This window comes from Bremerella cremea, assembly GCF_003335505.1.
In the GTDB taxonomy this organism is placed as follows: domain Bacteria; phylum Planctomycetota; class Planctomycetia; order Pirellulales; family Pirellulaceae; genus Bremerella; species Bremerella cremea_A.
On the sequence record NZ_QPEX01000019.1, the window covers coordinates 225,884 to 238,927 of the forward strand.

Below are 13,044 nucleotides of genomic sequence, written 5' to 3' on the forward strand. Positions count from 1 at the left end.
CTAAATCGCTACGAACGCACCAAAGCGTGAGGGACAGGGGCCGTAAGATTAGGCCGATAAAAAGAGCTGCGGCAATGTTGATGCGGGGTGAAGTTCGGTCCGACATCGGCTAGAAATTCTTGGGCTCCGACAAACAAGTAGCCATCGGACACCATGGTCTGGGCAATGCGGCGAAACAAGTCTTGGCGGACTTCACGAGTGAAATAAATCGCGACATTGCGACAGAAGACCATATCGTATCGGGCAGTCTGTCCCAAGGGTTCCAATAAGTTTTTACGGTTAAAGGAAACCATTCCGCGAATTTCGTCACGAATTCGCCAACCGTCTCCTTCGGGATAGAAGAACCGTTTCAATCTTTCTTGCGAGACGCCACGTTCGATTTCATGCTTTGCGTAAACGCCTCGACTTGCTTTCGAGATGGCGGCATCGGAGATGTCGGTGGCGGTAATCTGAATATCCCAGCGATGCACATCAGGAATCATCTCGGCGATGGTCATCGCCAGGCTATACGGCTCTTGCCCTGTGCTACATGCGGCCGACCAAATCCGTACTCTGGTAGGAAACGCCGTCTTGCCTCGCGCGTCGATCAATTCAGGTAGGGCTTTGTATTGGAATGCCTCGAACAAGTATTTGTCGCGGAAGAACAAGGTCTCATTGGTGGTAATGGCGTCGACAAATTGATTGGTGAGCTGCGAATCGACGCCTAAGCGAACCTTTTTCACTAACTCGGCATAGTCTTTACAGCCATGTTTTTCGACGATCTGTCCCAAGCGGCTTTCTATCAGGTACGACTTGCTAGAGTCCAAACAGATCCCACAAAGATCGTTCACCAAGTTGCATACGGCGTCGATATCGCCGATCGTTAGCGACATGATGCAGCTCCCTTAGTTCCAGCGAACTGAATCACTTCATGCATTTGCTCTAGCGGGATCACTTTGTCCGCCAAGCCACCTGCAATTACCTGCCGAGGCATCCCGAACACGACACAGCTTTTTTCGTCTTGGGCCACCACCATGCAGCCATGCCGCTTTAATAGTCGGCAGCCTAATGTTCCATCGTCCCCCATCCCTGTCATAACCACTGCCATCGCCTGACGGCCATATTCGTGGGCAATCGATCGAAACAAATAGTCGACAGACGGGCGGCAACTGCGTTCGGGAGGATCGTCCGTGATATGGATCAATTTCGCGCCACCTTCCGTGATCACTTTCATCTGCTTTCCGCCCGGTGCGATATAGGCCGTTCCTGGCACAATCGGCTGACGATCTTCAGCCTCGCATACGTTGATCTTTGACGAGCGGTTCAAGTCTGTAGCAAGAGATTTCGTGAACATCGGCGGCATGTGTTGCACGATTAGCAGAGGCACCGCCAGATTAGATGGCAGCTTGGGAAGCAGCGTCGACAACGCGGCCGGACCTCCTGTTGATACGCCAATTCCTACTACGGTAACTTGCGATGCGTCGAAAGGTTTCTGGCCAATCGGAGGGACAAATGCCTCCTCGGGCTCGTCGATACTCTCTTGATTTCGCTTGGCTGCGGCGGCCAAGCGTTCTTGCAAGACACGTACCTTGGGCAGCAGATCGCTCCGAAGTTGTTGACAGCTTTCCTCGATGTTGGCCTGACTGCTTGGCTTTAACACAAAGTCAAAGGCGCCCAATCGCAAAGCCTGAGTCGTACACAATGCCCCCTGATCGGTCATGCCACTGAGCATGATTACTTCTGGCCGCTGTGGCTTTTTGTGCAGTTCACGGAGAACTTCGATTCCATTCAGAACCGGCATCTCGACATCAAGCGTTATCAGATCTGGGCGATAGTGTTCGATCTTGTCGAGCGCAGACTTACCGTCCGCTGCCACGGCAATCACTTCAATTCCGGGGCAAGTAGCAAGCGCATCGCGAACTACTTTACGAAAAAGGGTCGAATCGTCCACAATTAATACACGCATGACTTCGCTTTCCTTCCTTGTCGCTCGTCTGAAACGTTTCGACTTAAGCGACCCTTCCTTCTATCCATTCCGCTTACCACTGCCAGCGTCAGAATCTCGCCCGAGGCAACTAAAGGGTGCCTCACATTCTCCGCCTTACGGTTCCATCGATGCTTTGATCACTCGCATTGCTTTCTCTAGGCACTAACCGTAAGTTGCTCAACATGGGTTATTTCCTTTTGTCCTGTTTCGAACCGGGACACAATCCGGCGAAGTCCTTCCGACAAGCGAGCAAACTCTTCTCCGGACTGCCGCGAAACCCCAGCGTCTTTGGCCGACTCAATCAAAATACGATCGATCTCGCTAATGTGCTTTGTGATCTCGCTGCTTGCCTCAGCCGATTGATCGATGCCTCGTGCGACCACATCGGCAGCACAGGCCGTTTCCGAGATGTCATGCGAAATACTTTTGGTCGTGATGCTTTGCTCCTCAACCGCAGAAGCAATGGTACTTGCCAGTTGATTGACATTTTCAATCACCCCCCCGATCTCAGCGATCGACTCAACCGCATCGACTGTGGAGCTTTGAATATTTTCGATTCGCTGGCGGATGTCCTCGGTAGCCGATGCCGTTTGCTTGGCAAGTTCCTTGACCTCGGTAGCGACGACTGCGAACCCTTTACCTGCTTCACCAGCACGCGCCGCTTCGATGGTTGCATTTAAAGCCAGCAAATTCGTTTGTTCCGCGATATCTTGAATAACTTCGATCACACGACCAATTTCGTTGGCTGCGTTCCCCAAGAGGCTAATCTTTTCGTTGCTCGTCCGCGTTATCTTGGTAGCTTCGCCGGCTACTTGGGCACTACTTTCGGCATGCTTCGCGATTTCGGAAATGGTCGTTGTCATTTCGTCCACGGCGGAGACCACCGAGTTTATGCCTGAGGACATCTGCGTGGACGATGCGGCCATGTTCTTCATATTGGTCGCCAGTTCCTCAGCCGCAGAGGAAACACCGGCAGAACGCAGCTTAGAGTTTTCCGTATCGCTCGATAGTTTCTTGGCAGTGGAAACCAAACGGTTGGAACCTTCGGTCAGGACCTCCGAATCGGATGCGATTTCGACAACTATCCCTTGAATTTGCCCAATGAACTTATTGAACCAGCGCGCCAAATCGCCAATTTCATCCCGACGTGACGCATCGAGCCGCTTGGTCAAATCGCCATCTCCCTCTGCCACATCTTTCAACATGGCAATGGTCCGATGAATTGGTTTGACAAAGCTGCGAGCAAAAAAGTAAGAGGCGATTGGGATGGTTACTAGGGCAATCCCGAGGAAGACACCCCAGGCATATAGCGGTCCATAAGCCGAGGCCAAGGCTTCGTCGGCAGGGACACGCACCAGCACCGACCACTTCATCCCGGGAAACCCAAGAGCTCCGCGAAGCGGTGCAAAACCAGCGACCTGCCAAACACCTTTATCAGCGTGATAGCTATCAGCCGTAGCCCCAGATTCACCGGTGGTAACACGGCTGGCCGACTCGGTATTGTTTGCCACGAGATTGAGTTGGCCAATAACATCGGGATTACGAACAATCTCTTCCGTGCCGTTGGCCATGGGGTCGCAATCGATGATCACATTGCCCGCTTCATCCAGCAGAGTGATCTCGGCAGACTCGCAACCTCGGGATTTAAGATCTTGATAAGTCGCCCAAACAATCTCTTCCACTAAGCGGAACTTGGCGACATTTTTCCACGCGGCGATCACGTTTCCAGCGCCATCTCGTACGGGAGCAGCAAACCCTAAGGCATAGCCATCTTCTCCGTAGACTTGTTTTACATTTTCATCCACATGGAAATGCTCGACCACGGTTCCGGTGGTGGTTCCATCTTGTGACTCATAGTAATTACCTGCCAATACGTCCTTAAACCACGGCTCATCAGCGAAATTCTGCTCATAGATTTTGGACGTATCAATTGCATTCCCCTCGCTATCTCGACTGTTGACGGCAATCACCTTTCCGTCTAGATCGACCAGCATCGTCAGAAAATAGATGTCATACGTGTCGACGTACTTATCCATGGCCTGGACGATTGGGTTGTCTTCGTCATTTTGATACCAGTTATCCCGTTGCAGCACGACTTGATTCAAACCAAATGCTTGAACATCGCCATAGCGTTCAAAGAGGTTTCGATCGATCTTGTCCCCGATCGTTTCCGCCGTGATCCGATACCCATCGGCAATTCTTTGAACGGAGTCTCCTGTTGCACTCCAAATCACAAATCCGGTCAACACCAAAGGAACAAGGCCGAAGATCAAGCAAGCAAATACAATCTTGCCGGTCATCTTGATGTCAACCATTTTCTTCATCGAATCAACCTTGGAAATCTTCGTTATTGAAAGGGAATTGCTTTTCGATCGCGAACGGCGATAACTTTTTCTACCGCCAGGTTCTTTCATCGCTGCGCGAAGCCGATCTGAACAGCCTTGCCGCTTTCGGAAGAATTGTTCTTATTCAACCGACAACGCTTCGCCGGTGTCTAACAGTACGACAATGTCGGTTTCCGTGCGATAAACGCCCTTGAAGAATCGCCCTTCGACGCCTGACACGTTAGCGGGTGCCGGGCCGATTTCATCGCTAGAAACCGTGATAATGTCTGCGATCTGATCCACCCACAGGCCAATCGACTCGCCGCCGGAACGAACAATCAAGTTCCGACTTTGCGGGGCAACCTCAGCCGGTGAGAAACCTAGGATGCGTCGTAAATCGATTACCGTTGCCACATCACCACGCAAGTTAATGACACCACGTACATGCTCAGGCGCGTGAGGAACTTCCGTGAGATCCAAATTACGGTTGATCTCTTGCACGTAATCTATGGGCAATGCCAACAGCAGGTCGCCAACGTAAAAGGTCGCGAGTTGCAGTTCGCATGCTTTGGCTCGGCTTGTTTTAGTAGCACTCATGATAGGCATCCTTCGGCGACAGCGGTTGAATTCGTTCGACTACGACCGTTTTGGGTTAGCAACCGCCAAACGGAAGCCATAACACGTTCGCGATTCATCTTGATTTGATAGTCATCCACGCCTGCTTCTCGACCGGTCTGCTGATCTTCGTCACTGGCTAGCGAGGTCAATGCGATCACCGGCAGAACTTGCAAAGTCGAGTCGGTTTTAATCTTGCGGGTCAACTCGAAACCGTTCATCCGCGGCATTTCAATATCGGTGATCACCAGGTCGATATCTTCTTCACCCGAGATCAAGGTTTCCCAGCCAACCTGGCCATCTTCGACATCCACCACATGGAAGCCTTCAGACACCAAATACTCTTTGGCCTGTTTGCGGAAGAAGGAAGAATCTTCAACTAGCAGAATGCTATAAGGTTTCTCTTCGACATGGGCGTGAATTTTAGGCTTGTCCTCGAACCACTTGGGATGCGAAGCGAGAGCCAACTCGTACAGGTCAAGCATTCGCACGGTCTTATCGTCGACAACGATCGAACCGGCGACGCCAGGTTCTCGGAACGTGCTTCCATCGATCTCGACCGAGATATCGAGGATATCATTCAAGTCAGCAGCAATCAGCCCGATCTCTCTTCCTTGAATTTGGAAGACAACCACATGAACATGGTCCATTTCTGGTCGTGGCTGAGCTTTGATAAATTGTTCGATGACCAACAGCGGCAAGGAAGTGCCACGATACTGTAACAGTTCCTGGCCACCCACCATGTCGATCTGGTCGGAACGAATACGTTCAATGCGAGAAATCAAGCTCATGGGTATCGCGAACTGCTCGTTCGGAGCATTCGTGAACATGAGCAAGGATTGACGTTCGCCCTTGCTCATCGCTTCTTCTGAGGCGCCGGCTTTCTGTTTTTCCTGCTCGTGTGTGCGTAGATCGCTCTTGGCGGCGATACCTGAAACATCGAGAATCGGTGCCACATGGCCATCGCCAAGGATCGTTGCTCCGGCTAGGCAGGTACACGATTTAAGGTGTTTTCCTAACGGTTTCACCACGATTTCTTCTGAATCGTCGATTTCATCAACCACAAGTCCATAGCGGAACTGACCACTTTCGACGACGACGATCTGGCGTGCCTTTTCTCCAAAGCCCAGGCCGATGCCAGCCTCACCGAAATCGAGCACACCATCCAGTTCCACCAAGGGAAGCAATGCCCCGCGAAGTCGCAGAACGTGAGCTCCCTTCACTTTGCTTATCCGCTGATTTGCTTCACTGGCTCGCACGCGAACAAGTTCCACGATGTTGACCTGAGGAATCGCGAATCGTCGTCCGTGGCTTCGGATCAGCATGGAAGGAATAATCGCCAACGTCAGCGGTAGCGTGATCTGAATGGTGGTTCCCTTGCCCAACTTCGATTCGATATCGACCGCCCCGCCGATCTTTTCAATGTTAGTACGGACGACATCCATCCCCACGCCGCGCCCACTGACATCGCTGATCTTTTCGGCCATCGAAAAGCCAGGATGAAAAATCAACCACACGGCATCTCGTTCCGACATCTGTGCGGCACGTTCGGCGGTAACAATGCCTTTGCTGACCGCTTTTTCTTTGAGTCGCTTCGTGTCGATTCCTCCCCCATCGTCGCAGATATCAATCCGCACTTTTCCTGCTTGATGGTAGGCTCGTAAGGTAATCGTCCCGGTTGGCTCCTTCGCGTTTTTCATCCGCTGTTCAGGCATTTCGACGCCATGGTCGACCGAGTTGCGGACCATGTGAGTCAGAGGGTCACCGATCGCTTCGATGATTGTCTTGTCGACCTCGACTTCGCCACCTTCCATGACCACTTGGCACTGCTTACCAAGTTTGGCCGAAAGATCACGAACCACGCGCGGGAACTTGTTGAACACGTTGCCAATCGGCTGCATGCGTGTCTGCATGATGGCCTCTTGCAGTTCGCTGGTGACTTGGTCCATGCGGGCCGCAACTGCTTGCATGCCGTTGCCTTCGTTATTGCTGACCGTTTGCAGTAATTGATTTCGACCGAGCACGAGTTCGCCCGCCAAGTTCATTAAGCGGTCTAACACTCCCACCGGCACGCGAATACTCGATTCCACATGCGCGGTTCGCGTGGGTGTAGCAGCTTCCGGCGTAGCTTCTCTTTCTGGCGACGCTGGTGACGCTGGCACACTTGGCTCTACGGCCACTGGCGCTGCTGGCTTGCTCGCGATTTCTTCGGTTGCCTTAGCAGCGGCAGTCTCGCAAGAGCCCTCGTTGATTTCGTTTAAACGCTCTATATGTAAGGAGACATCGACATCGTTGGAGTTTTCCACATCGTTGATCAGCCCTGACAAGGCGTCAGATGCTTTGAGCATCACGTCAACGATGACCGAATTGGGTGCCAACTCCTTCGTCCGCATTTTGCCGAGAATGTTCTCAAGCGCGTGGGCTAATTCGTTGATTCGAGTTAGCCCCATGAACCCGGCAGCTCCTTTGATCGAGTGGATCGCACGGAACACTTGGTTCACTAAGTCAACATCGATATCCGCCCCACTAGATTCGATTTCGAGCAATTGCCCTTCGACATCTGCGAGATGTTCTCGAGATTCAGTAACAAACTCGGCCAGTAGTGCCGGATCATCAAACGACATGGGAGGTCTCCACGTTCAGGTATCGGTTTGCAAAGATTTAGGTTGCAATCAAGCAAAAGCGAAAGAGAACGAGGGAGTAGAAACCGAATTTCGGTTTAGCGCAAACTTTGAGTTCCGTTTGTAGGGATTTCCGCAGCAGTGACGTTTATCAAGGCCGTTGCGGAAGGCAGTTTGGCAATCGACTAAGGCGCAGAAGTGCCCCTGAAAGATTGGCTGCGAAGGAACCCGAAGGACGTCTTTAGGTCACACAACACGCGATGGTTTTCCAAAGCAATTTGCTTACAATCAACGTGATGGAAGATATCAATGCCTACCACGAAGCGGGCCATGCTTTGGTCGCGATCCTTGTCGGAGCACGGGTCCGTTATGTCACCTTGGAACCAGACAAGGACGACGGGCCAGATCGCTTTGCTGAAATCCAAGTCGAATGGCCGCTCAATCAATTTCCCACCAAGACGCTTCATGAAAAGCTGGTCTTGGTGGCGCTGGCAGGGCCAGTTTCCGAGATGATTTACACAGGCGATCCCTATCATCCAGGCTACGTCGCCGAATGGTCGGGCGACTGGCAAGCGGCCTGGCTTGCGGCGGAAACGATTATTCCCAACGAGTCGAAAAGGATGGCGTATTTAGAGGAAGCAACTCGTAAGCTCTATCAGTTGCTAAATCAAGACCGCCAGTGGGCTGCGTTGGCTGGCATTGTCGACGACCTGCTCGCCCACGAGACCCTCGAAGGCTCTCAAGTGGAAGAAATAGTCCACCACTGGCTATAGCACCACTTTCCACTCGTTTGCCAGGGGCAGAATTGGGGAAACCTCTTTTTTTCTTAATGAAACCTGGCCTGTTTTGCGTGGTTTCGCCATCTCGTCGGTGATAAACTGGTTAGACAATACTCACTGTCTGTATTCTTATCGCCGACCGAGAAACCACAGGATTGACAACCATGAACCGCCCTTTTCAATGGGGTTTGTTAGCCCTTTTCATCTTTAGCACCCTTGGTTCGATCTCCCAGGCTCAGTTCCGGGAATTGAGCAAACGTATTCCCGACGGTGCTAATACGATCGTCTTCATTGATGTCCAACAGCTACAAAACAGCCCGCTGGGCAAGTCCCAGAATTGGCGTGGGCAGCAAGAAAAGGTGTTTGAAGCAGGTCTAGGAATGGTGCCGCCACAAGCCGTAGAGTTTGTGGCAGCCGCCAAGCTTGACCTAGCGACCAAGCAAGCGGACTGGCAAGTTGGCCTAATAAAATTGGCTTACGATCCTTCTATTGCCAAGATCGCCGTCCGCTATCAAGGCACCACCGATAAGATCGCCAATCGCTCGGTGGCGGTCATTCCCGGTGATATTTATATCGTTAAGTTCGTCGAGAACATCGTTGGCTACGGCATGCCAGCCAACCGGCAAGATGCGGCCCAATGGATCAATCGCTATTACGACAATTCGCTGCGTGGCCTCAGCCCTTACCTGGCCGAAGCAGAATCGTTCGCCGACAAAGGTTCCCCGATCATTGTTGCCCTCGATCTGACCCATGCGTTGGCATCTAGTCAAATTCGTCCCCGTTTAGATCAATTGGAATCGCTCAAGGGCAAAGATATCGATCTCGATAAATTAGCCGAAGCGTTGAGTTCCATCCGTGGCATTTCGCTTGGCGTGACAGTTCGTCAAGAGATGGTCGGCGCGGTCAAAGTTGACTTCGGCAGCGACGTCAGCTTTCTTGGCGATACCGCCAAGCCGCTGCTGTTGGAAGTGCTTGGACGCCAAGGAATGATGATCGAAGAATTACGCGACTGGACCCCGACCATCAATGGCAAGACGATTCAACTCACCGGCAAGCTTTACCCCAGTGGACTGCGTCGGATTTTGAGCCTGGTCGAAACGCCTCCTTCGCTGCAAGAGGCTGTACTAAAGTCGAAGGGGGATCCCCAAAGTTCGGATGCTCAGTCTGAAAAGGACCTGACCATCGCCGCTTCCAAACTATATTACAAGTCAGTCGTTTCGCTCTTGGATGAACTACGAAGCGACAAGAAGAACCGTACCACGCTTGGACAAATCAGCGTTTGGTTCGACAAGTATGCTCGCCGGATCGATCGCTTGCCGATCGCCAATGTCGACCCTGAGTTGCTCGACTACGGTAAGTACGTCTCCGACACCCTTCGAGGTGGCAGTACGGATGTTACCGATGCGGCGGCTCGCAAGCGAATTCGTTCGCAGCAGGTGCCAGAACAATACGACATTTCAACTTACTCGGAGCCTGTCGGTGTGACCGGCTGGAGTGGCGGGTACAGTTGGAATGGTTGGAATGCGACCCCAGATTGGCAGCGTACCGGGCAACTGCAAGCCCAAGTTCGCACAGAAGAAAACATCAAGGGAGCTCGCTCGGCCAACCAAGTCATCAGCGAATTGGACGGAGCTTCCGCAGATATTCGCCGCAAGATGACACAAAAATACGGAGTTGAATTCTAAGTAACGCGTTCGTAGTTTAGTTTTCTCTTGATACGTTCCGTGTTGGACGGCGATAAGGTTTGCGCCGTCCAACCGAAGGGAATCATCAGCACCAGAGGTCGACGTTGCGTTTCTCTTTGTTCGCGACGTCTCGATATTCCCGAAAAAGTGCAGGGCGAACGATGTGACGCAAACTTTGGTCTTCAAGACCAGCATGCCACGCGTTCTGGCCGAAGCGGAATTAAAGCAGCATCAATTCGCGACGTAGGCCGAAGAATGAGTTTGTCGCGGAAACTACAGCCAGCCCTATGTGTTACAATTCGGGGGCAGATACGTAGGAATCTTGTCTGGCCGTCAATCTATCAGGAATTACGGAACTTCCCTCGTTCCCTTTGATGGCGTAGTCGTCCTCATAACGCCCTAAAACCTCTTGTTCGTCATTTCCGAGAGACCACTCCGTGTCGAATAATCACCCCTTGCCTGCCCGGAGTAACCGGCTTCGCTTTTCGCTGTTGCTTCTCTCGCTACTTGCTGCGGTTGTGGTCGGCCCATTGTTTGAGAACGACGGCTTCGGAAAGTATCTTCAACTCAGCTTTTTGACGCTGGTGTTCGTATCGTCCATTTACACAAATTGGAACCGGCGCATCATGTTTTGGGTGGTCGGTGGGGCGGCCATGATCGGCATCGGGCTACACTGGGGCTCGCTATTTTTTCCGAACGGAAGCGTTTCCGTTGCCAAGTATGTCGTGGGCTTTCTTTTTCTAGGTCTAACCGCAGTTATCTTGCTGAAATCTATTTTAGTCGAATACCAGGCCAAGCCGGACGCACTTCTCGGTGCGGCCTGCGTTTACTTGCTGCTTGGTTTTATGTGGGCGTTGGGTTATTCGGCTTTGATGTTCATCGAGGATGCTCCGTTTTATTTTCCCCAGTTCGACCTAGGACGCGACGATCACCCCCACCTCTCGACGTTCCTCTATTTCAGTTTTGTTACGATGTCGACCTTGGGTTATGGGGATATCATTCCCACGACACCTCTTTCGCGGACGCTCGCCTGGATGCAATCGGTCACGGGGCAGTTCTACCTAGCAGTGCTGGTCGCCTACTTGGTGAACATGCTTCCGAACTCGCCTCGCGCCGTGGCGCAATCACCAAAGCGATAACGCAGCAATTGCCCCATGCGTCTTAACTTGGGAAATGCCTGCGTTAGACGATATCCCCAACGCATCCAGGGCGAGGCACGCAGAATCTGTTCGCGTGGTGCGCCGCTTTGTTCTTCGCAGAGCGTCAAACCAGGCACGCGGTCTACTAACTGCTGCGGATCATCCAAGGCAAACTGCAGCTTTACGCCTGCTTGCCGGAGCGAAGGGAGGGAATTCAAGAACGAGATTCCCCACCGGTTGTAGGCGTCGAAAACGATTTCCCCGGCAGGAAACGTCGACACGATATCTGCCAAAACTTGCTTTACTTCCCCTGGTGACAAGTAAGCGAAGATTCCCTCGGCCACCACCATGACCTCGCGTTGAGGATCGATCTTATCCAGCCAGCCTTGGGCGAGAACGGAAGTCTCACGATATCGGCAACTAGCACGTTCCGGAAAGAGAGCCCGTCGCAGCTGAATTACCTCGGGAAAGTCCACTTCCCACCAAGGAATGTCAGAGGAAGGATCCACTCGAAAGACGCGGCTATCTAAACCGCAGCCCAAGTGAATCACCTGGCAACGTGTGTGGCTGGCAATAAACTCTCGAATCCAAGTATCCAAGGTGTGGGCACGTACGGCCAGGGCGACAAGCCCATCGTGAGAAAGACGGAGCGTGGAAAAGTCGAAGTCGATGCACTGCTTGGCTTGTTCCGCAAACCGATCTTGCAGTAACGAATCGGCAAGTTGGCTTTCATCCGCTCTGCCACCCAACGTTATCAGCAGCGTTCGCTGTATGCTGTTCAACGCGATGGGGATCTTAGAATTCACAAACAACACTGCGGGGCACAAATTGGTTTCAAAAGAGATGGACGCAGCTTTTACCTTAAACTATTTGCGAGTGTTCGTTTTCTGTTTCCAGGCTTCAACATGCAGAAAAATGCTCGCTTGCCCCCAATTAGCCCCACATCTTAAGGCAAGAAAGAAAAGTCGCACGATCCGATAACCGAATCGTGCGACAATCTTTTTCATTCAGAACAGCAGCAACGCCGCAAGTTACTGCGGGATCGCTGGCGTCTCTCCTGGTTCGTCCTGCTTCGGTTCTGCCAAACGGACCATTATCCAAGTTTGCGTTTGCTCTTGGCCAAAGTGCACCAAAGCCGTTGCTTCGTTTTGGGTCAGGTTATAGATCCCTGTTTCCATAACGATGTCTTGATCCTTGCCATCGGCGAACTTCCAGGCGGCACGCTGGGTCTTCTGATCGACCATTCCTTCTAACGGTCGGTCGGTACCGGTAATGTCGTTGTAGAACGTTCCGGCAATGATACCTTCCTTGCTAACGGCCAGTTGAATCATCATACCGGTATCGGTCGCTGATTCCTCTGAGATCGCAAAGACGCCTAAGGGCATCCATTCGACTTTGGCATCGTCGACATCCTGCGGAACACTGTCGGCAATACTAACCGCTTGATCGTAGTACTGAGCTGCGGAAGCGTACTGCTGGTTGTCGACGTACACATAGTTATCGCGATAAACGACCGTCGAGCCGTAATCGTAGGCATACGGCTGTGCCCAGGCACCCCAGGTAAACCAAGTACCGAAGGTCACCCAAGTCGCCGGTCGCCAGCACCAGCCTGGTGGATAGTGATTCCAGTGGTTGTGCCAATGCCAGTTCGGATTGTTGTGATAGTGGTTGCCGTCCCACCAATTCGGATTGAAGGGACGATTCCCTGGCGGACGATGCGACCACTTATCGCGAATGTGATCGTAGTCGGGCCGATGCCCATCTCCTGGCCGATGCCCAGGTCGTTCACCAGGGCCAGGTCGTTCACCAGGGCCAGGGCGTTCACCAGGGCCAGGGCGTTCACCAGGGCCAGGGCGTTCACCAGGGCCAGGGCGTTCACCAGGGCCAGGGCGTTCACCAGGGCCAGGGCGTTCAC

The 13,044-nt window shown here is 52.5% G+C and carries 9 protein-coding genes and 1 pseudogene; 3 read left to right on the plus strand and 7 right to left on the minus strand.

Translation table 11 applies throughout. From position 1 onward, the window contains the following. Positions 1-8: 8 nt before the first annotated feature. From DTL42_RS11200 to DTL42_RS11220, 5 genes are all read right to left on the minus strand, one after another. Positions 9-872, minus strand: a complete 864-nt coding sequence (locus tag DTL42_RS11200) for a CheR family methyltransferase (protein WP_114368803.1) — start codon at positions 870-872, stop codon at positions 9-11. Beyond that, positions 863-1,945 (minus strand): protein-glutamate methylesterase/protein-glutamine glutaminase, encoded by a 1,083-nt coding sequence (locus DTL42_RS11205; protein ID WP_114368804.1) that lies wholly within the window; start codon positions 1,943-1,945, stop codon positions 863-865. The genes DTL42_RS11200 and DTL42_RS11205 overlap by 10 nt, the downstream gene beginning before the upstream one ends. Before the next feature lie 176 nt (positions 1,946-2,121). Then, positions 2,122-4,290, minus strand: coding sequence for a methyl-accepting chemotaxis protein (locus DTL42_RS11210; protein ID WP_158545324.1), 2,169 nt, complete (start codon positions 4,288-4,290; stop codon positions 2,122-2,124). 141 nt (positions 4,291-4,431) lie between these two features. After that, positions 4,432-4,887, minus strand: a complete 456-nt coding sequence (locus DTL42_RS11215) for a chemotaxis protein CheW (protein ID WP_158545325.1) — start codon at positions 4,885-4,887, stop codon at positions 4,432-4,434. After that, positions 4,884-7,529, minus strand: a complete 2,646-nt coding sequence (locus tag DTL42_RS11220; protein WP_114368807.1) for a chemotaxis protein CheW — start codon at positions 7,527-7,529, stop codon at positions 4,884-4,886. Before DTL42_RS11220 ends, DTL42_RS11215 begins: the two co-directional genes overlap by 4 nt. Positions 7,530-7,786: 257 nt before the next feature. Here DTL42_RS11220 and DTL42_RS11225 point away from each other — a divergent pair, with 257 nt between their 5' ends. The 3 genes from DTL42_RS11225 to DTL42_RS11235 all read left to right on the plus strand — a co-directional run bounded on the left by DTL42_RS11225 (position 7,787) and on the right by DTL42_RS11235 (position 11,129). Continuing rightward, complete coding sequence (locus tag DTL42_RS11225; protein ID WP_234824169.1) at positions 7,787-8,299, plus strand: hypothetical protein; 513 nt, start codon at positions 7,787-7,789, stop codon at positions 8,297-8,299. A gap of 170 nt (positions 8,300-8,469) precedes the next feature. Beyond that, a complete protein-coding gene (locus DTL42_RS11230) occupies positions 8,470-9,990 on the plus strand; it encodes a hypothetical protein (RefSeq protein ID WP_114368808.1) in 1,521 nt (506 codons plus the stop codon). 437 nt (positions 9,991-10,427) lie between these two features. Beyond that, the gene (locus tag DTL42_RS11235) at positions 10,428-11,129 is read left to right on the plus strand and encodes a potassium channel family protein (protein ID WP_147274248.1); all 702 of its coding nucleotides are present in this window, start codon (positions 10,428-10,430) and stop codon (positions 11,127-11,129) included. Here the strand turns inward: DTL42_RS11235 and DTL42_RS11240 are convergent. Then, positions 11,069-11,935 (minus strand): class I SAM-dependent methyltransferase, encoded by an 867-nt coding sequence (locus tag DTL42_RS11240; RefSeq protein WP_158545326.1) that lies wholly within the window; start codon positions 11,933-11,935, stop codon positions 11,069-11,071. The genes DTL42_RS11235 and DTL42_RS11240 overlap by 61 nt on opposite strands. A gap of 225 nt (positions 11,936-12,160) precedes the next feature. Beyond that, positions 12,161-13,044: pseudogene (locus tag DTL42_RS26275) on the minus strand (hypothetical protein); the annotation flags it as partial.